We start from the raw sequence: 20514 nt of genomic DNA on the forward strand, positions 1-20514 counted from the left end.
CGGGATGTTCATGATGTGAGCCTTCGATAGTCAGGAAGGTTCACCGAGCAAGACTCGCATTCCGCACAGCGGTGTGCGCCGCGCTCATGTCAGCGAGAGCGTGATCCTCATGCCGCGACCGCAGCCGCGCGCGGGCTGACGACGTATTCCTTCAGCACCTTGTCGGTACCGTCGATTTCGGTCAGCGCCACGTCGTAGGACCACAGATCGGCGAGATGCTGCAGCACGCGCCGCGCGTCGGTCTCGTTGAGTTGCGCGCCCTTCACGGTGGTGTGACGCAGCATCAGGCGGCGATCGCCGTCGAGATCGACATCCACGACCTCGATATTGGCGTCGACGAAGCCGACGTCGTATTGCCGCGCCAGCTCGCGGCGGACCCGGCGGTAGCCGCGCTCGTCGTGGATCGCGTCGACCTTGATCCCCTGGCTTTCCGCGGGGTCGTCGTGCAAATGGAACATGCGGAAGCGCCGGATCAGCGCCGGGCTGAGGAACTGGTTGATGAAGCTCTCGTCGCGGTAGTTGCCCCAGATCTCGCGCAGCACGCCCTCGACGTCGCCGTTGCCGGCGATGTCGGGGAACCACTCGCGGTCCTCGTCCTCCGGATTTTTCACGATCCGCTCGATGTCCTGCATCATGGCGAAGCCGAGCGCGTAGGGGTTGAAGCCGGAATAGCGGCGGTCGTCGAATTCGGGCTGGAACACCACATTGGTGTGCGACTGCAGGAATTCGAGGAAATTGCCGTCGGTGATCCGGCCCTGCTGATGCAGCCGGCTCATGATCCGGTAATGGACGTAGGTCGCGGTGCCCTCGTTCATCACCTTGGTCTGGCCCTGCGGATAGAAATACTGCGCGATGTGGCGCACGATGCGGATGAGCTCGCGCTGCCAGGGTGCAAGGCGCGGCGCGGTCTTCTCGAGGAAATAGAGGATGTTCTCCTGCGGCAAGCCGAGCAGCGCGCGGCGGCGCTCGGCCGTGAGCGCAGCCTTGCTCTTGGCCTTGGTGTTCGGCACCGTCCGCCACAAATCGTTGAACACGCTTTCCTCGTGCTGCCGGCGCTCGCCGGCCCGCTTCTCCTCGGCACGCAAATCGAGCGTCTTCTTTCCGGGATAGCGGTCGACGCCATGCGACATCAGCGCATGCGCGGCATCGAGCGTTCGCTCCACCGTCTCGCGGCCATGGCGGTCCTCGCAGACCGAGATGTAGCCTTTGGCGAATTCCAGATAGTCGAGAATGCCGTCGGCATCGGTCCACTGCTTGAACAGATAGTTGTTCTTGAAGAAGTGATTGTGCCCGAACGCCGCGTGCGCGATCACCAGCGTCTGCATCGTCGCCGTGTTCTCCTCCATCAGATAGGAGATGCACGGCGAGGAATTGATCACGATCTCATAGGCGAGGCCCATCAGGCCCTTGCGATAGGACGCTTCCTGGAACGCGAACTGCTTGCCGAACGACCAGTGCTTGTAGAACAGCGGCATGCCGACCGAGGAATAGGCGTCGAGCATCTGCTCGGCGGTGATCACCTCGATCTGGTTGGGATAGACGTCGAGCCCGAGCTCGGTGCGCGCGATTTTCTCGCAGGCGTCGTGGACCCGCTGCAAGGTCTGGAAATCCCAATCGGCGCCCTCGAACAGCCGTTCCCCGGAAGAACCCATCACGCTACACCCTTTCCTGCTTGCTGCGGCGCTTGAACAGGTCCTGGAACACCGGAAAGATCTCGCCGCGCTCGCTCACCTTGCGCATCGACAGCGGCGCGCCCTCGTTGCGCAGACGCTCATAAAGCGTCCAGAGCGAGGAGTCCGGCATGTCGAAGGTGTAGTTGGCGGCTTCACCGACCTCGAGATAGGCGAAGAACTGGCAGACCGGCAGGATCTTGTCGGTCAGGAGGTGACCGGTCAGCGCGCTGTCGGAGGTCATGTTGTCGCCGTCCGAGGCCTGGGCGGCGTAGATGTTCCAGTCGGCCGGACGGAAGCGGGTGCGGACGATATCGTTCATCGCGACCAGCGCGCTCGACACCAGCGTGCCGCCGGAAGCCGGTCCGTGGAAGAAGGTGTCTTCGTCGACCTCCTCGGCGCGGTCGGTATGGCGGATAAACACGATCTCGACGTGCTTGTAGCGCCGCTTCAGGAACACGTAGAGCAGCATGTAGAACCGCTTCGCCAGATCCTTCATGTGCTCGGACATCGAGCCCGAGACGTCCATCAGGCAGAACATCACGGCCTGCGCCACCGGCTTCGGCACCGTCTCGAAGCGGCGGTAGCGGATGTCGATCGGATCGATGAAGGGAATCCGTTTGGCCTTGGCCTTCAGCGCTTCGAGCAGCGCCAGCAGCTCGCGGCGGCGCGCGGCGTCGTCGCATTCCGCAAGCTCGGCCTCGAGCGCCTCGATCTCTTCCTTGCGCGGCCTGCGCAGCGCGACGCGTCGCGCAAGCGCCCGGCTCACCGTGCGGCTGATCGAGATGTTGGCGGGCGATCCCGAGGTCGCATAGCCGGCGCGCTGGATGCCCTCGCTCTCGGTCTCCGCCAGCTTGCGCTTGGCAAGATCGGGCAGTTCGAGGTCGTCGAGGAAGAGGTCGACGAATTCCTCGCGGCTGAGCACGAAGCGGAAGGCGTCCTCGCTGTCGCCCTCGCCTGCGCCGGAGCCCTTGGCGCCGCTTTGGTTCGGGCGCTGCAGCCAGTCGCCCTCGACGAATTTCTTGTTGCCGGGCAGCACCATGTCACGCGTGCCGCCCTCGCGCCGGAACCGCGGCTCGTCCATGCCGTCCAGCGGGATTGTCACTTCGCCGCCCTCCAGGACATCCTTGATGTCCCGGTCCTGTGACGACTTCTTGACGGCTCCCTGCACCAGCGCCTTGGCGCGCCGCAGGAAGCGCTGGCGGTTCTCCAGGCTCTTGCTACCCGGATTCAACCGCCGATCGACGATATGCATGACCACGTTGCATCTGCCTCACGCCGGATGCGATCATGACCAGTCGCATCACATTTTTCTTGGACGAGACGGGACGGGACGAAACGGAAAGCCGGTGCCGGCTTTCCGGATCGCGCATTAGCCGGCCTGCTTCACCCGCATGTACCACTCGACGAGCCGGCGGACCTGGCGCTCGGTATAACCGCGCTCCACCATCCGCTCGACGAACTCGCCGTGCTTCTTCTCGGTCTCGCCGTCCTTCTTGGAGCCGAACGAGATGACCGGAAGCAGATCCTCGACCTGCGAGAATATCCGCTTCTCGATCACGTCGCGAACCTTTTCGTAGGAGGTCCAGCTCGGATTCTTGCCGCCGTTGTGCGCCCGTGAGCGCAGCGAAAACTTGACGACCTCGTTGCGGAAGTCCTTCGGATTGGCGATGCCGGCCGGCTTCTCGATCTTGGTCAGCTCCTGGTTCAGGAGCTCGCGGTTCATCAGCTGGCCGGTGTCGGGATCCTTGAAGTCCTGATCCTCGATCCAGGCGTCGGCGTAGTCGACATAGCGGTCGAACAGGTTCTGGCCGTAGTCGGCGTAGGATTCCAGATAGGCCTTCTGGATCTCGTTGCCGATGAACTCGGCATAGCGCGGCGCGAGGTCGGCCTTGATGAATTCGAGATAGCGCTTCTCGGTCTCGTCAGGCAGCTGCTCGCGGCGGATCGCCATCTCCAAGACATACATCAGGTGCACCGCATCGGCGCCGACCTCTGTCGTGTCGTGGTTGAAGGTCGAGGCCAGCACCTTGAAGGCAAAGCGGGTGGAGACGCCGTCCATGCCCTCGTCGACGCCGGCCGCGTCCTTGTATTCCTGCACGCTGCGCGCCTTGGGATCGGATTCCTTGAGGCTCTCGCCGTCGTAGACCCGCATCTTGCCGAACAGCGTCGAGTTCTCGTGCTTGCGCAAGCGCGACATCACCGAGAAGCGGGCCAGCGTCTCCAGCGTCGCCGGCGCGCACGGCGCGGCGGCGAGCTCCGAGCTCTGGATCAGCTTCTCGTAGATCTTCTGCTCCTCGGTGACCCGCAGGCAGTACGGGACCTTGATGACGCAGATGCGGTCGATGAAGGCCTCGTTGTTCTTGTTGGTCTTGAAGCTCTGCCACTCGGCTTCGTTCGAGTGCGCCAGGATGATGCCGGTGAACGGGATCGCGCCGATATTCTCGGTGCCGATATAGTTGCCTTCCTGCGTCGCGGTCAGCAGCGGGTGCAGCATCTTGATCGGCGCCTTGAACATCTCGACGAATTCGAGCACACCCTGGTTGGCGCGGTTGAGGCCGCCGGAATAGCTGTAGGCGTCGGGATCGTTCTGGGCGTAGGTCTCGAGCTTGCGGATGTCGACCTTGCCGACCAGCGAGGAGATGTCCTGGTTGTTCTCGTCACCGGGTTCGGTCTTGGCAACCGCGATCTGGCGCAGCCGGGAGGGCTGGATGCGCGCAACGCGGAATTGCGAGATGTCGCCGCCGAAAGCCTCAAGCCGCTTGTAGGCCCAGGGCGACATCAGCCCGCTCAGCCGGCGGCGCGGAATGCCGTACTTCTCCTCGATCATCGGCCCGAGTTGCTCCGGATCGAACAGCCCGAGCGGGCTCTCGAACACCGGCGAGAGCTCGTCGCCCGCCTTCAGCACGTAGATCGGATGAATTTCCATCAGCGCCTTGATGCGCTCGGCGAGCGATGACTTGCCGCCGCCGACCGGCCCGAGCAGGTAGAGGATCTGCTTGCGCTCTTCGAGGCCCTGCGCGGCGTGACGGAAGAAGCCGACGAGGCGCTCGATCGTATCCTCCATGCCGTAGAAGCCGGCGAAGGCCGGATACGATCTGATCGTACGGTTCAAAAAGATACGGCCAAGGCGTGGGTCCTTGGCCGTGTCGATCATCTGGGGCTCACCGATTGCCGCCAATAACCGCTCGGCCGCATTTGCATATCGCATCGGATCGCTTCGACACGACTCCAGATACTCGGCCATCGACATGTCGGTCTGGCTTCGCGCTTCAAACGACCTTGCGAAGGCGTTGAACAAAGAATCGTTGTACATGATCCCTCTCTCCACGATATGTATCGCCGCACGACTGACACGAGTCGTAACAAGAGCGTCCTAGGATCGAATCAGCGTCGGCACGCTGGGTCCATTGGACACTCGACCGACTCAGTTCGGCAATGCACGGCGCGTGCAGCCTCTGCCTTATCAACAGGCAGGAAGCTTAATGGTTCATCAATATCCCCTTGTTTTTGGTGGCTGTAACCCCCTCGCCACATCCGTGGTTTACCGGGGCCCAGTCCTCCGAAGCGGACATCCGAATGGGTAGCTTCCCCCTCCGGCGATGAACGTTGGGCTTCCCTGAAAAAGTGTGACCGTCCAGCCGCGGCGTCAAGATGCATGGGCCACAGACTCGCATGAACAAACGTTCAGAAGCCTTTGAACGTGCCTTCGTGTCGCCGCGACTAAGGCAACGAGCCCGCGCAGTTCCGCGCGGCACCATTGCCGCGCTTTAAAGATGACACCTTGGAGGCGCCGACTATTCCCGGGGCCGGCCATGAAGCGGACGTTCCTTGTTGTCGCACTCGCAGCCGCCGCCTGTACCGGCGCGCCATTAACCGTCCAGGCGCAGGAAGGCGTCGACAAGGCCGCGGCGGCCGCCTTCGACAACAGGATGTTCGCGGGCCCGCCCGGCGCGAAAGCCTACGCCTGTTTCGTGCGGCGCTACGATGAAAATCATCTGGCGCAGCATCCCAAGCAGAAGGTCAGCGCGATGAAGCTTCTGGGGTCAGCCGAAGACCCGCCGGAGGACAAGGCTACCAACTATTCGTTCCGGCTCGGCGTCACGTACCGCCACCGCTCCGGCAATTTCGACTCCAGCGGCTACTGCAATCACGCGATCGCGGCCGAATCCGGACGCGAAATTCGCTTCGAATGCGGCGTGGATTGCGAGGGCGGCGGCATCACCGTGGGGGTATCCAGGGACAATAGATCCGCGATTGCGCGCCTTGGCCGCATCATGGTGTGGAATCGCAACAAGCCCGACGACGATGCGGGCGAGGCGCTGTTCGCCGGCGCCGACGACAAGATCTTTCGCGTCGATCGCGTGGACTTAGGCGAATGCGCCGAACCTGTGACCGACCGCAAGGAACTCGCTGCGCTCCGGCACAAATGATAGGTTTGCCCAAAGCGACAACACTGGATCAACAATAATTGCGCGAGGGAGGCCATGCACCGACGCAGCATCCTCTGGGGCACGCTGTCGGCGATCGGCGCTGTCTTGGCAGCGTCACGGGCCGACGCCGCCACCGAAGCGCCACCGCAAAAGCTGAAGGCGGTCTACCACCTCGACGACCTCGACAAGGTCAATTTCGTGATCGGCAACATCCAGAACCATCTCGACGGCGTCGGCGGCCCCGGCAATGTCACGATTGCGCTGGTGGTGCACGGCCAGGCGCTGAAGGCGTTTCATTCAGCAGCCGCCAACCCCGACCTGTCGAAACATGTCGCGCGGTTCACCAAGGATGGGATCGAGTTCGCCGCCTGCGCCAACACCATGAAATCGCAGAACATCGGCCTCGCCGACTTGCTCCCCGGCTTCGCCGCCGCCGAGCGCGGCGGGGTGGTCCGCCTCGCCGAACTGCAATCCCAGGGTTACCTCTACTTGCGGCCCTGACCCGCGGTCCTGCGCCGCAACGCGTCATAAAAATGTGCTGAGATCAGGGTCTGCTCGCACCGCGTCCGAGGGGGATCGAACTGTTGTGAATGGCGTTATCCCTTGGAAATGCTGATATTCCGCCCGGGGCTCCAGCCATGTTGACAATCCCACTCCGCCCCCGAAAGCTGCCCGGGAACCCAAAAATCGACCCTCGACCGAACGAGAACAGGCACCCATGAACCCCGTCAAAGCACTCGAAAATCACCGCCAGGCCGTCTGGCTGGACTTCCTCGCCCGCGGCTTCGTCGCCAACGGCGACCTGAAGCGGCTGATCGAGACCGACGGCGTCAAGGGCGTGACGTCCAACCCCTCGATCTTCGAGAAGGCGATCGGCAGCTCGGACGAATATGACGGGGCGATCGGCAAGGCCCTCAAGAGCGGCGACCGCTCGGTCGCCGACCTGTTCGAGCACCTTGCGGTCGAGGACATCCAGCGCGCCGCCGACGTGCTGCGCCCGGTCTACGACCACAGCCACGGCGGCGACGGCTTCGTCAGCCTCGAGGTGTCGCCCTATCTCGCGATGGACACCACGGGCACGATCGCGGAGGCCGAACGGCTCTGGAAAGACGTCCACCGCAAGAACCTGATGGTCAAGGTGCCGGCGACGCCGGAGGGCCTGCCGGCGATCGAGTACCTGATCGGCGAAGGCATCAGCATCAACATCACGCTGCTGTTCTCGCAGAAGGTCTATCGCCAGGTCGCCGAGGCCCATCTCAAGGGCCTGGAGAAATACGTCGGCAAGGGCGGCGATCCCTCCCACGTCGCGAGCGTCGCGAGCTTCTTCGTCAGCCGCATCGATACCGCCGTCGACAAGCAACTCGACGAGAAGATCGCGAAGGCCAACGATCCGCACGAAAAGGAGCGGCTCGCCGCCTTGAAGGGCAAGGTCGCGATCGCCAATGCAAAGCTCGCCTATCAGGACTACAAGCACCTGTTCGCAGGCAGCCGCTGGGACAAGCTGACGGCCAAGGGCGCCAAGCCGCAGCGGCTGTTGTGGGCTTCGACCGGTACCAAGAACAAGGACTATAGCGACGTGCTCTATGTCGAGGAGCTGATCGGCCCCGACACCGTCAACACCGTGCCGCCGGCAACGCTCGATGCCTTCCGCGACCACGGCAAGGTCCGCGACAGCCTCGAGGAGAATGTCGAGGACGCCCGCCATGTGCTGGAGGAGCTGGAGAAGTCCGGCATCTCGCTCGATGCGATCACCGAGGAGCTGGTCAAGGACGGCGTCAAGCTGTTCGCCGACGCGGCCGACAAGCTCTACGGCGCGGTCGCCCACAAGCGCGCCACCTCGCTCGGCGGCGGCATCGACCGCCAGAAGCTCGCGCTCGGCGCCGCCATCGAGAAGGCGGTCGAGAGGAGCACCGAGGAATGGCGCGCCTCGGCCAGGATCCGAAGGCTCTGGCACAAGGACAAATCGGTCTGGACCGGCGACGACGAGGACAAATGGCTGGGCTGGCTCACCAGCGCGGCCACCGCGAACGTCGCCGACTACGAGGACTTCGCCCAGCGCGTGAAGGGGCAGAACTTCACCGACGCCGTCGTGCTCGGCATGGGCGGGTCGAGCCTCGGGCCGGAGGTCTTGGCCCAGACCTTCCCGCACCGGTCCGGTTTCCCGCGGCTGCACGTGCTCGACTCCACCGATCCGGCGCAGGTGCGCGCGATGGAGGAGTATGTCGACATCGCAAGGACGCTGTTCATCGTCTCCTCCAAATCCGGCGGCACCACCGAGCCGAACGTGATGAAGGACTACTTCTTCGATCGGGTGGCGAAGGCGATCGGCAAGGACAAGGCCGGCCACCGCTTCATCGCGGTGACCGATCCCGGCTCATCGCTGCAGAAGGTCGCGATCAAGCAGGGTTTTGCCCGCATCTTCTACGGCGACCCTGCGATCGGCGGCCGCTATTCCGTGCTGTCGCCGTTCGGTCTGGTGCCGGCGGCCGCTGCCGGCATCGACGTCCGCAGCCTGCTCGGCCATACGCTCGCCATGGTGCGCTCCTGCGGTGCCGACGTGCCGCCGCAGGAGAACCCGGGCGTGCAGCTCGGGCTCGCGATGGGCATCGCCGGGCTCGAAGGCCGCGACAAGGTGACGATCTTCGCCTCGCCGGACGTTGCCGATTTCGGCGCCTGGGCCGAGCAGCTGATCGCGGAATCGACCGGCAAGGACGGCAAGGGCCTGATCCCGATCGAGGGCGAGACGATTGGCGAGGCGGCGGTCTACGGCAACGACCGCTTCTTCATCGACCTGCGTACCGATAGCGAGAACGACGCCGCGCATGAGGCCAAACTCGCGGCGCTCGAGGCCGCCGGCCATCCTGTGGTTCGGATCGTGATGCAGTCGATCGACCATATCGGCCAGGAGTTCTTCCGCTTCGAGATCGCGACCGCGGTGGCCGGCTCGATCCTCGGCATCAACCCCTTCAACCAGCCCGACGTCGAGGCCGCCAAGATCAAGACCCGCGAGCTGACGGCCGCGTTCGAGAAGACCGGATCGCTGCCGGCCGAACAGCCGGTGGTATCGGCGGACGGGGTCGATCTCTACACCGACGCGCAGAACGCCGAGGAGCTGCGCAAGGCCGGTGCGAACGGCGATCTCAACTCCTGGATAAGAGCGCACCTCGCGCGCTCCGGCCGCGGCGACTATGTCGCCCTGCTCGCCTATATCGAGCGCGACGGCGACACCATCGACGCCATGCAGGCGATGCGGCTGAAGCTGCGCGACGCAAAGCACCTTGCGACCTGCGCCGAGTTCGGTCCGCGCTTCCTGCATTCGACCGGGCAGGCCTACAAGGGCGGGCCCGACAGCGGCGTGTTCCTGCAGGTCACGACCGACGATACGCAGGACCTGCCGGTGCCCGGCCAGAAGGCGAGCTTCGGCGTGATCAAGGCGGCGCAGGCCCGCGGCGATTTCGACGTGCTCACCGAGCGCGGTCGGCGGGCGCTGCGCGTGCATCTCAAGGGCGATCTCACCTCCGGGCTCGCGGCGCTCGATGCCGCGATCTCGGCTGCACTGAACTGACGGAGGCGAGGGATGCAACTCGGCATGATCGGCCTCGGGCGGATGGGCGGCAACATCGTCCGCCGCCTGATGACCCAGGGCCACACCACCGTGGTCTACGACAAGGACCCGAAGGCCGTCGCGGCGCTCGTCGCCGACAATGCCACCGGGTCCTCGTCGCTGGAGGATTTCGTCCTCAAGCTGGAGGCGCCGCGCACCGCCTGGGTGATGCTGCCGGCCGGCAAGATCACCGAAGCCACCATCGAGGCGCTGTCGAAGCTGATGCAGCCGGGCGACGTCATCATCGACGGCGGCAACACCTTCTGGCAGGACGACGTCCGCCGCGGCAAGGCGCTCAGGGAGCGCGGGCTGCACTATGTCGATGTCGGCACCAGCGGCGGCATCTGGGGCATCGAGCGCGGCTACTGCATGATGATCGGCGGCGACAAGAAAGTCGTCGACCGGCTCGACCCGATCTTCAAGACGCTGGCGCCAGGGATCGGCGACATTCCGCGCACCTCCGGCCGCGAGGGCCGCGATCCGCGCATCGAACAGGGCTACATCCACGCCGGCCCGATCGGCGCCGGGCATTTCGTCAAGATGATCCATAACGGCATCGAATACGGCCTGATGCAGGCCTATGCCGAAGGCTTCGACATCCTGAAGAACGCCAATATCGAGGCGCTGCCGGCCGAGCATCGCTTCGACCTCGACATCGCCGACATCGCGGAGGTCTGGCGGCGCGGCAGCGTGATCCCGTCCTGGCTGCTCGACCTCACCGCATCGGCGCTGGCGCAGAACCACACGCTCGACAACTATTCCGGCTTTGTCGAGGATTCCGGCGAAGGCCGCTGGACCGTCAATGCCGCGGTCGACGAAGCCGTGCCGGCCGAGGTGCTGACGGCCGCACTCTACACGCGCTTCCGCTCGCGCAAGGATCACACCTTCGCGGAGAAGATCCTCTCGGCGATGCGCGCAGGTTTCGGCGGCCACAAGGAGCCGCCGAAAAAGGCATAAAGCGTTTTCAAGCGAAGTGGGCACCGGTTCGCGTGAAGAAAACGCGTCAAACAAGAATCGAGAGCTCGGTTCCGATACAATCGGAACGGAGCTCTAAAGAGAACCGCGGAAGGTCACGTGCAGAAGAAACCCGATCCTTGCTCCTTCATCATCTTCGGCGCCACCGGTGATCTGACGCACCGGCTGGTCATCCCGGCGCTCTACAATCTCGCCGCCGGAAATCTGCTGCCGGACAGATTCTGCGTCGTCGGCATCGCCCGCAAGGGCATGTCGAGCGACCAGATGAAGGACAGCCTGATGCAAGGGCTGCGCAAATTCGCGACCCGGCCGCTCGATGAGGCGGTTGTCACGCGGCTGTTCGAATGCGTCACCTCGATCGAGGCCGATCCGAGCGATCCGCCCTCCTTCGATGCCATGAACGAACGGCTCGACAAGCTCGAGACGGCGCGCGGCACCGGAGGCAACCGGCTGTTCTATCTCGCGACCCCGCCGCGAGCGTTCCTGCCGATCAGCCAGCAGCTCGGGCGCACCGGCATGCTGGAGGAGAACGGCGCCTGGCGCCGGCTGATCGTCGAGAAGCCGTTCGGCACCGATCTGGCATCGGCCAAGGCGCTGAATTCAGCGCTGCTGAAGCTGATGGACGAGCACCAGATCTACCGGATCGATCACTATCTCGGCAAGGAAACCGTCCAGAACATCCTGGTGCTGCGCTTCGCCAACGGCATGTTCGAGCCGATCTGGAATCGCAACCACATCGACCACATCCAGATCACCGTGGACGAGAAGCTCGGCGTTGGTCATCGCGGCAGCTTCTACGACGCCACCGGCGCGCTGCGCGACATGGTGCCGAACCATCTGTTCCAGCTGCTGTCGCTGGTGACGATGGAGCCGCCGGCGCGGTTCGACGCCCACGCGGTGCGGTCCGAAAAAGCCGAGGTGCTGAGCGCGATCCAGACCCAGAGCGAACATGAGGCGCTGCACAATTCGGTGCGCGGCCAGTATCGCGCCGGCCGGATCGGCGACACCGAGATCGAGGACTTTCTCAAGACGCCCGACGTCAGGCCCGACAGCTCGACCGAGACCTATGCCGCGCTGAAGCTGACCATCGACAATTGGCGCTGGGCCGGCGTGCCGTTCTACCTGCGCACCGGCAAGGCGCTGACCACCAAGCGCACCGAGATCGCGATCAAGTTCAAGCAGGCGCCGTTCGCCATGTTCCGCGACACGTCGGTCGATCGCCTGTCGCAGAACTACCTCGTCATCTCCACCGAGCCGACCGAGGGCATCGAGCTGCAGTTCAACACCAAGGTACCCGGCCCGACCATCAATATCGACGGCGTCGAGATGAAGTTCCGCTACAAGGACTACTTCAAGGCCGAGCCGTCGACCGGCTACGAGACGCTGATCTATGACTGCATGATCGGCGACAACATCCTGTTTCAGCGTGCCGACAGCGTCGAGGCCGGGTGGCAGGCGGTGCAGCCTTTCCTCGACGCCTGGAAGAGCGCCGGCGGACGCGGTTTGCAACCCTACAAGGCCGGCAGCGAAGGCCCGGAGGCCGCCAATGCGCTGCTGACGCGCGACGGCCGCAGCTGGCGGAAGCTGGGCTGACATGACCGCGACCGGCGAGCGCAGGATCATCACGGTCGCCGATCCGGCGGCACTGGCGCAGGCGGCCGCCGAGCGGGTGATCGCCAGGATCGACCAAAACAGCGGCCGGATCGCCGTGTGCCTCACCGGCGGCTCCAGCCCCAAGGCGCTCTATCAGTTGCTGGCGACGCCCGACTATCGCCAAAGGATTCCGTGGGACCGCGTCGACTGGTTCATCGGAGACGAGCGCCTGGTGCCGCGCAAGGACAAGCTGCACAACATGAGCATGGCGCGTCAGGCCTTCCTCGACCGCTGTGCGCCGGCCGCGAATGTCCATCCGATTGCGACCGACACCGCCGATCTCAGGGATCCCGACGTCAGCGCGGCGCTGTACGAGAATGAGTTGATGGCGTTCTACGGCGCCGAACAGCTCGATCCGAAGCGTCCGCTATTCGACCTGGTGCTGATGGGCATCGGCCCCGACGGCCACACCGCTTCGCTGTTTCCGGGTTATCCCGCGGTCGAGGAAACCCAGCGCTGGGTGGTCGGGGTGCCCAAGGCCAATGTCGAGCCGTTCGTGCCGCGCGTGTCGCTGACCTTGCCCGCCCTCGCCTCGTGCCGCGAGATGCTGTTCGAGGTGGCGGGCGAGAACAAGCGCGCGATCTTGACGCGCCTGTTCGCAGGCGAGAACCTGCCGGCAAACCGCGCGCGATCGCAGGGCGAGACCGTCTGGCTGATCGATCAGGCCGCGCTGCCGGAGGACTTTCGTGGGTGACGAACAAAACCCCTGCGCACTGGTCGTGATGGGCGTCTCCGGCTCGGGCAAGAGCACCATCGCCGACCGCCTGGCGATCAGGATCGGCTGGCGCTTCGAGGACGGCGACAGTTTTCATCCGCCTGGCAATGTCGCCAAAATGCATTCCGGCCAGCCGCTCACCGACGAGGATCGCTGGCCCTGGCTGCACGCGATCGCCGACGAGATCGACCGCACCTGCGGCGTCCGCGAACGCGCCGTCATCGCCTGCTCCGCGCTGAAGCGTGCCTATCGCGACATCCTGGTGCATGGCCGGGACGATATCCGCATCGTCTTCCTCGACGGCTCGCAGGAGTTGATCGCCACGCGGCTCGGCGCGCGCAAGGGCCATTTCATGCCGCCGGGGCTGCTCGCCAGCCAGTTCAAGACGTTGGAGCCGCCGACACCGGAGGAACGCCCGATCACGGTTGCGATCGACCGTCCGGTCGAAATCATCGTCGAAGACATCGTCACTCAACTGAAGCTGGACCGCCCATGACCCGCATCGCCCTTGTCGTATCCGATGTCGACGGCACGCTGCTCACCAAGGACAAGACCTTGACCGACGGCGCCAGGGCGGCAGTGCGCAGGCTGCATGAGGCCAGCATCGGCTTCACCATCGTGTCCAGCCGGCCGACGATCGGGATGGGTTTCCTGATTGCGCCGCTTGCGATCACGCAGCCAATTGGTGCCTTCAACGGCTCCTCGATCGTCGATCCGCAGCTCAAGCCCCTCGAGCAGCATTTGATCCCGGCAGCGGTCGCAAAACGCTGCATCGACATGCTGCACGAGCGCGGCGTCGATATCTGGCTGTTTACCAACGATCGCTGGCTGACCCGGAATCCTGACGGCGAGTACACCGCCCACGAGCAGCACACGATCAAGCATGATCCGACCATCGTCGGCGATTTCACTCCCTATCTCGACCAGGCCTGCAAGATCGTCGGCGCCAGCTCGGATGCAGCCCTGCTGCGGCGCTGCGAGGTGGAGATGCAGCAGATGGTCGGACGCGATGCCACGGCGGTCCGCTCGCAGACCTACTATCTCGACGTCACCCCGCCCGGTCACGACAAGGGCACCTTCATCGAGGGCATCGCGAAGCGCCTTGGCGTGCCGCTGGAGAATGTCGCCACGATTGGCGACATGCAGAACGATTTGCCCATGTTCGCGCGAAGCGGCGTCTCCTTCGCGATGGGCAATGCCAGCGATGACGTGAAGGCGCGCGCCACGCATGTCACCGAAACCAACGAGCAGGACGGTTTCGCGCGCGCGATGGACACGGTGTTGCAGCTTCGCTGAGGTGTGCGGACAATCGCCCCACCCGTGATCGAGCGCGGGCCGCAGCGTGATCGTCGCCCGCACAATTTCTGATTATTGGAAATATACTCCTGATTTGCCCGACATGTCAAGTTGACTCGTCGAACGCCGGCAGTTGCCGGCTCCTTTGCATGGGGTTGTTTTCGATATTTTGGCAGCGCGCACCTGCGGCGGTCCCGCAAGCGGAAGACGGAGGGCGGCATCGCCGCGGTGGTTTAAGTCGAACGCTGCACCGCGGGCTTCTCGGCGTCGGCCCTGGCAGCGCTGAGATTGTGCGCGGTGTTGATCAACGCGATATGGGTCAGCGCCTGCGGAAAATTGCCGGTCTGCCGGCCGGCGCCGGAATCGAACTCCTCGGCCAACAGTCCGAGATCATTGGCGACCGCGACCACGCGGTCGAACATGGTCTGCGCCTTGTCGACATCTCCCGCCAGCACATGGGCGTCGGCCAGCCACAGGCTGCAGGCCAGGAACGCGCCCTCGATCGGCTGGATCTCATCGGAGACCTCGCGCGGATCGTGGCGCAGCACGAAACCGTCTGGCATCATGTGCCGCTCGATCGCCTCGATCGTGCCGCGGATACGCGGATCGGCGGACGGCAGGAAGCCGACCGACGGCAGCAGCAGCAGGCTGGCGTCGAGCAGCTTTGAGCCATAGCTCTCGACGAAGCTGTTGAGGGTGGGATCGAAGCCGCGATGGCAAACGTCGCGATGGATGGCGTCGCGCAGCACCCGCCATTTGACCAGCGGTCCCTTGAAGCCCAGCCGTTCCGCGCTCTTGATGGCGCGGTCGAAGGCGACCCAGCACATCACCTTGGAGAACACGTAGTGTCTTGGCGTGCCGCGGCGCTCCCAGATGCCGTGATCCGGCTGATCCCAGACATCGGCGAGATGGGCGACGACGGTGCATTCGAGCGACCAGTTCTCCTTGTCGAGCTTCAGTCTGGCCATGCGGGACTGGTGGAAGGCATCGATCAGCTCGCCATAGACGTCGAGTTGCAGCTGCGCATGCGCGGCGTTGCCGACACGCACCGGCTGCGCCCCTTCATAGCCGGGCAGCCATCCGGCCTCCCATTCCAGCAGGCGCCGCTGGCCCAGGATGCCGTACATGATCTGCATGCTGGCCGGCGCGCCGGCCGCGGCCCGCAGCAGCCAGTTGTGCCAGGCCGCCGCTTCCTCGGTGTAGCCCGAATTCATCAGAGCCAGCAGCGTAAAGGTGGCGTCGCGCAGCCAGCAGAACCGGTAGTCCCAATTGCGCGCGCCGCCGAGCTTTTCCGGCAACGACGTGGTGGGTGCCGCGACGATGCCGCCGGTCGGCCTGAAGGTCAGCGCCTTCAGCGTGATCAGCGAGCGCATCACGAGGGCGCGTTGATAGCTGCCGTCATAGGTCGAACGGCTGCACCATTCCCGCCAGTATTCCTCGGTGTCCTTCAGCGCAGCCTCTGGGTCGATCGGCTCCGGCACCGGGTGATAGGACGGTCCATAGGTCAGGACGAACGGCACCGTGTCGCCCTCGCCGACCTCGAAATCGGCGATCGTGGTCAGGTCCTTGCCGCGGGTTTCGACCGGCGTGCGCAGCACGGTCATGTCCTGCCCGCTGATCGCCAGAAGCCCGTCGCCATCCGGATTCTTCCGCACCCAGGGGACATCGACACCGAAGCCGAAGCGGATCACCAGCTCCATGCGCATCTTGACGCGGCCGCTGATGCCGCGAACGAGGCGGACCACATCGGAGGCGTTGCCGCGCGGCGGCATGAAGTCGATCAGCGCGACCGCGCCGCCTTCGGTCTCGAACCGGGTCTCCAGGATCAGCGTATCGTCCCAGTAGCGCCGCGCGGTCTGCTTGATCTCGCCTGTGGGCGCCAGCAGCCAGCGACCATTCCTCGACGTGCCAAGCAGCGCCGCGAAGCAGGGGTCGGAATCGAACGCGGGCCAACACAGCCAGTCGATCGAGCCGTCGCGGCCGACCAGGGCTGCGGTCTCGCAATCTCCGATCAGTCCATAGTCTTCGATACGAGAGGCCACCCGCTGCGCTCCGCGTTACCCGGTGTGGGAGCGCTCGCGGGTCGCGCGCTTGAGCGCGTCGACGTCGATCGCCGACGCGAGATGCTCGATCGAGACCGGGAGCCGCCGCTTCCAGTTCGGATGCTCGTAGACGGTGCCGGGGATGTTCGGCTGCTCGACAATGCCGAGCAGGTCCTCCATCGACACCGCCATCATCCGCGACCGCGTGCGTGCCAGCAAGCTCGCCACCGAATAGAAATCGTTCGCATGGATGTCGTGCCGGCGCAGCACGTCGTCGAGTTGGCCGAGCGCGTGCCAGCGCCCCTCGTCGGTCTCGCCAGGATCGATCCCGAGCGCACGCTTGGTCTTGAGGTCGCTGAACGAGCGCCAGCCCGCATAGGTCGAGAGGTCGTGGGTGTTGAAGGTCACCAGCGCATCCGGCAAATAGTAGTCCGCGTTGCGGAAGACGCCCCGGTCGTTGGTCTCGAACATCATCACGAGATAGGACCAGATGCCCCAGCCGTTCATCTGCTCGCGGAACCCCGGAGGTACGGTGCCGAGATCCTCGCCGATCACGACGCAGCGGCTCGCCATGCTCTCCTGCGCGGTCGCCGCCAGCAGCGCCTCGAACGGCATCAGCACATAGGCGCCATTGGCCGGGCCGAAGCCGCGCGGCACCAGATAGAGGCGCTTCAGCCCGAACGCATGGTCGAGCCTGATTGCGCCGGCGTGGTGCATCGAGGCGCGCAGCATCTGCCTGAACGGCTCGAACGAGCGCTGTTCAAGGCCCGCGGCATTGAAGCCGGCAAGCCCCCAGTCCTGGCCCGCCGTGTTGAGCGGGTCCGGCGGCGCGCCGACGCCGAGATGGCGCGAGATCGCGGTCTGCTCATTCCAGGCGTCGAAACCGTCCGACTGCACGCCGACGGCAACGTCGAGATAAAGCCCGACCCGCATGCCGAGCTTGTGCGCAAGCGCCTGGCAGGCGCCGAGCTGACGGTCTGCGGTCCATTGCACGAATTCGACGAACTCGACCTCGGCGGCGGAGTCGCGCGCACGGCGCAATCTGGCGCAAGCTGCATCGCTCGGCTGCCGCCATTCGTCCGGCCATTCCCACCACGGCGTGTTGAATTTGTGCCGCATCACCTCGAAGCAGGCGAAGCGCGACAGCAGCGTGCCCTGCTCGTTGCGATAGGCCTCGAAATCCTGCCAGCGGCCGAGGCCCGGGTTGGCCTTGAAGGCCGCGAACGCCGCGCGCAGCGCGGGCCATTTCTGCGCCGCGACGCCGACATAGTCGACCATGTCGTGGCTGCGGAGCGGTGCCAGCGCGGCCTTGGTCTCGGCATCGGCGCGGAATTCGGGAATCTGCTCGACGTCGATGTAGAGCCCATTGAGGAACAGCCGGCTGTTCGGTGAGTACGGACTGCAATCGCCGGGCCGATCGTCGAACAGCGCATGCAGCGGATTGAGCCCGACGCCGTCGGCGCCGAGCCGGTGGGCGAATTCGAGCAGGTGCTGCAGGTCGGTGAAGTCGCCGATGCCCCAGTTGCGCGCCGACCGCACGCCGTAGAGTTGCACCGCGATCACCCAGCAGCGGTCGAACTCGCCGCCGAACGCGCCCTGCGGCGCCACCAGCAGCGGCAGTTCCTCGCTGGCGCCCGATGCGTCCGACAGTTGCAGCCGATGCACGCCTTCGGGCAGACCGGACGGCCACGTCACGCTGCGCTCACGCACCTCGCCCTGCGCGAGCACCCCGGTGCCATTCGCAAGCTTCCATTGCACCGGAAGCCGCGCCGCCTCGGAGAGCCGCGTTTGCGCAGCCTGGCCGCCTCGGATCACCACGGGATCGGCGATGATCCGACGGGGCGCCTGCGGCGGCAGCGCGTCGAGGATCGCCGTGAGCGCCTCGGGGGTTGTCACACGGCGGTGACCGCTGCCATCGATATACTCGGTCTGGATTCTCAGGGTCTGGGCTTTGGCGTAAAGGTCCATTCGGCACGCTGCCTGCTCGCAACGGTAGGTGGGTCGTTGCTAAATTGTACAGATACGGGAAAGGGATAGTTGATGTTCAACGCTCTACCCTATCCGGCGTTCCCACCGGGAACCATTGCCCGGCGAGCGGCTTTCTATATGGGTCTGGCGCGCCTCCTTCCCGGCGCCGGGACGTCATTTGCATTTTTAATGGCGGCATCACCGTGAACAAAACCCTCCGGCCTGTCGAGAGTGCCAATGGCACTTTTCATATCACCGATGTCTATCCGTCGGTTGATGGCGGCCGCTTTCCGGTCAAGCGCATTGTGGGCGAACCTGTCGAGGTGTGGGCCGACATCTACCGTGCCGGACATGACGTGATGTCGGCGACATTGGTGTGGCGGCGCGAGGGCGACGACGAATGGCAGGTCGCGCCGATGACGCCGCACAGCGATGACCGGTGGGGCGGCGCCTTCGTGCCCGACCGGCCCGGCCGCTACGCCTTCGCGATCGAGGCCTGGACCGATGAATTCGACAGTTGGCGGCATCGCTTCGAGCAGAAGCCGCGCGATGGCGGCGACCGCACGCTGGACGCGCTCGAAGGCGCGGGCATGCTGACCCGGGCGCAGGCCGGCAGCCCGGCGGCGGCGGCCGTCATCATCAGGCAGTGCGAAATCTTTCTGCAGACCGGCGAACCAGGTGCGCTGCTCGCGCCCGAATTGCGGGAGGCGATGGCCGGCAGCCAGTTTCGCCGCGATCTGATGCGATCGCAGCTCTACCCGCTGACTGCGGACCGCCCGCGGGCGCGCAGCGGCGCATGGTACCAGATGTTTCCGCGCAGCCAGGGCAAGACACCGGGCATGCATGCAACCTTCAACGACTGCATCGCGCGACTTCCCGACATCGCCGCGATGGGCTTTGACGTCGTCCTGCTCGCGCCGATCCACCCGATCGGCCGGCAGCATCGCAAGGGCCGCAACAATGCCGCGATCGCACAGGCGGGCGATCCCGGCAGCCCTTACGCGATCGGCGCAGCCGAGGGCGGCCACGACGCCGTGCATCCGGAACTCGGCACGCTCGACGACTTCCGCGCCTTCGTGGCGGCAAGCCAGGCGCATGGCCTCGAGGTCGCGCTCGATTTCGCCGTGCAGTGCTCCCCCGATCATCCCTGGCTGAACGCGCATCCGGAGTGGTTCAAGCGGCGCCCGGACGGATCGATGCGCACGGCCGAGCATCCACCGCAGCGCTGGGATGATGTCGTCAATCCGGATTTCGGGTCCGAAGACGCCGGCGCGTTGTGGCGCGCGCTGCGCGACGTCGTGCTGTTCTGGATCGAACAGGGCGTCAGGATCTTCCGGGTCGACAATCCGCACACCAAGCCGCTGGCGTTCTGGGAATGGCTGATCCGCGAGGTGCGGGACCGCGACGCGGACGTGCTGTTCCTTGCGGAGGCCTTCGCGCGACCGAAACTGATGAAGGGCCTCGCCAAGCTCGGCTTCACGCAGTCGTACAGCTATTTCACCTGGCGGACGCAGCGCTTCGAGCTCGAACAATATCTCGGCGAGTTGACCTCCTATCCCGAGCGTGACTTCTTTCGGCCGAATTTCTTCGTCAACACACCGGACGTCCTGCCCTTCCACCTGCAAAGCGGCGAATCCTGGATGTTCAAGTCGCGTCTCGCGCTGGCCGCGACGCTTTCAAGCAGCTATGGCATCTACAGCGGCTTCGAATTGCTCGAGCACACGCCGGTCCCCGGTCGCGAGGAATATCTCAACTCCGAGAAGTACGAGATCAGGGTTCGCAACTGGGAGCAGCCGGGGAACATCAAGCCCTATATCGCAGCTCTCAACCGGATCAGACGCGGCAATCCGGCCCTGCAACAATTCGCCAATTTGCGCTTTATCAGTGTCGATGACGGCGGCGTGATCGGCTTCATCAAGGAGGCGGTCGATCAGGGCAATGTGATCGCGGCCGCGATTGCATTGTCAGCCGAGCTGCGTGAGGTCTGGCTGCCGCTCGGCGACGTCATGGTCGGCCGTGGCGATGCCCGCCGCCCCGTCTCGGCAGTGGAAGACCTTGTCACCGGAGAGCGCCACGCGCTCGAATGGGGAGGCATCCGTCTACGTCTAGATCCTGCGCGCGATCCCGCGTTGCTGCTGCGCTGTGTCGCCTGAAGGAG

General features: G+C 64.8%; 14 protein-coding genes. 9 read left to right on the forward strand and 5 right to left on the reverse strand.

Features of this window, described 5'->3' with window-relative positions; translation table 11 throughout:
- Window positions 1–107 precede the first annotated feature (107 nt).
- The 3 genes from XI02_RS32665 to XI02_RS32675 form a co-directional block, all read right to left on the reverse strand.
- A complete protein-coding gene (locus tag XI02_RS32665) occupies window positions 108–1652 on the reverse strand; it encodes a SpoVR family protein (protein WP_172647360.1) in 1545 nt (514 codons plus the stop codon).
- A gap of 4 nt (window positions 1653–1656) precedes the next feature.
- The gene (locus tag XI02_RS32670; RefSeq protein ID WP_172649109.1) at window positions 1657–2925 is read right to left on the reverse strand and encodes a YeaH/YhbH family protein; all 1269 of its coding nucleotides are present in this window, start codon (window positions 2923–2925) and stop codon (window positions 1657–1659) included.
- Window positions 2926–3042: 117 nt separating this feature from the next.
- On the reverse strand, window positions 3043–4986 hold the full coding sequence (locus tag XI02_RS32675) for a PrkA family serine protein kinase (RefSeq protein ID WP_016844047.1): 1944 nt from the start codon (window positions 4984–4986) through the stop codon (window positions 3043–3045).
- Window positions 4987–5485: 499 nt separating this feature from the next.
- Here XI02_RS32675 and XI02_RS32680 point away from each other — a divergent pair, with 499 nt between their 5' ends.
- The 8 genes from XI02_RS32680 to XI02_RS32715 all read left to right on the forward strand — a co-directional run bounded on the left by XI02_RS32680 (window position 5486) and on the right by XI02_RS32715 (window position 14346).
- The gene (locus tag XI02_RS32680; RefSeq protein ID WP_172647359.1) at window positions 5486–6103 is read left to right on the forward strand and encodes a hypothetical protein; all 618 of its coding nucleotides are present in this window, start codon (window positions 5486–5488) and stop codon (window positions 6101–6103) included.
- A gap of 54 nt (window positions 6104–6157) precedes the next feature.
- Window positions 6158–6604, forward strand: coding sequence for a DsrE family protein (locus XI02_RS32685; RefSeq protein WP_172647358.1), 447 nt, complete (start codon window positions 6158–6160; stop codon window positions 6602–6604).
- A gap of 217 nt (window positions 6605–6821) precedes the next feature.
- Entirely contained in the window at window positions 6822–9668 is a 2847-nt protein-coding gene (locus XI02_RS32690; protein WP_172647357.1) for a bifunctional transaldolase/phosoglucose isomerase, read from the forward strand.
- A 12-nt stretch (window positions 9669–9680) separates the two neighbouring features.
- Window positions 9681–10664, forward strand: coding sequence for a phosphogluconate dehydrogenase (NAD(+)-dependent, decarboxylating) (gene gnd, locus XI02_RS32695; protein ID WP_018273091.1), 984 nt, complete (start codon window positions 9681–9683; stop codon window positions 10662–10664).
- A 117-nt stretch (window positions 10665–10781) separates the two neighbouring features.
- Complete coding sequence (gene zwf / locus XI02_RS32700) at window positions 10782–12275, forward strand: glucose-6-phosphate dehydrogenase (protein WP_172647356.1); 1494 nt, start codon at window positions 10782–10784, stop codon at window positions 12273–12275.
- A gap of 1 nt (window position 12276) precedes the next feature.
- Window positions 12277–13029 (forward strand): 6-phosphogluconolactonase, encoded by a 753-nt coding sequence (gene pgl, locus XI02_RS32705; RefSeq protein WP_172647355.1) that lies wholly within the window; start codon window positions 12277–12279, stop codon window positions 13027–13029.
- Between the two features lie 28 nt (window positions 13030–13057).
- A complete protein-coding gene (locus XI02_RS32710) occupies window positions 13058–13546 on the forward strand; it encodes a gluconokinase (protein ID WP_018273094.1) in 489 nt (162 codons plus the stop codon).
- Window positions 13543–14346: a Cof-type HAD-IIB family hydrolase gene (locus XI02_RS32715; RefSeq protein WP_172647354.1), complete on the forward strand. Its 804-nt coding sequence runs from the start codon at window positions 13543–13545 to the stop codon at window positions 14344–14346. The genes XI02_RS32710 and XI02_RS32715 overlap by 4 nt, the downstream gene beginning before the upstream one ends.
- 233 nt (window positions 14347–14579) lie before the next feature.
- Here the strand turns inward: XI02_RS32715 and XI02_RS32720 are convergent, their stop codons facing one another.
- Window positions 14580–16388, reverse strand: a complete 1809-nt coding sequence (locus XI02_RS32720) for a glycoside hydrolase family 15 protein (protein WP_172647353.1) — start codon at window positions 16386–16388, stop codon at window positions 14580–14582.
- A gap of 15 nt (window positions 16389–16403) precedes the next feature.
- On the reverse strand, window positions 16404–18356 hold the full coding sequence (malQ, locus tag XI02_RS32725; RefSeq protein WP_172647352.1) for a 4-alpha-glucanotransferase: 1953 nt from the start codon (window positions 18354–18356) through the stop codon (window positions 16404–16406).
- Window positions 18357–18559: 203 nt separating this feature from the next.
- Between malQ and XI02_RS32730 the strand changes: the two genes are divergently transcribed.
- Window positions 18560–20509, forward strand: coding sequence for an alpha-1,4-glucan--maltose-1-phosphate maltosyltransferase (locus XI02_RS32730; RefSeq protein ID WP_172647351.1), 1950 nt, complete (start codon window positions 18560–18562; stop codon window positions 20507–20509).
- Window positions 20510–20514: the final 5 nt, after the last annotated feature.

Source organism: Bradyrhizobium sp. CCBAU 21365 (genome assembly GCF_015291305.1).
Taxonomy (GTDB): Bacteria; Pseudomonadota; Alphaproteobacteria; order Rhizobiales; family Xanthobacteraceae; genus Bradyrhizobium; species Bradyrhizobium elkanii.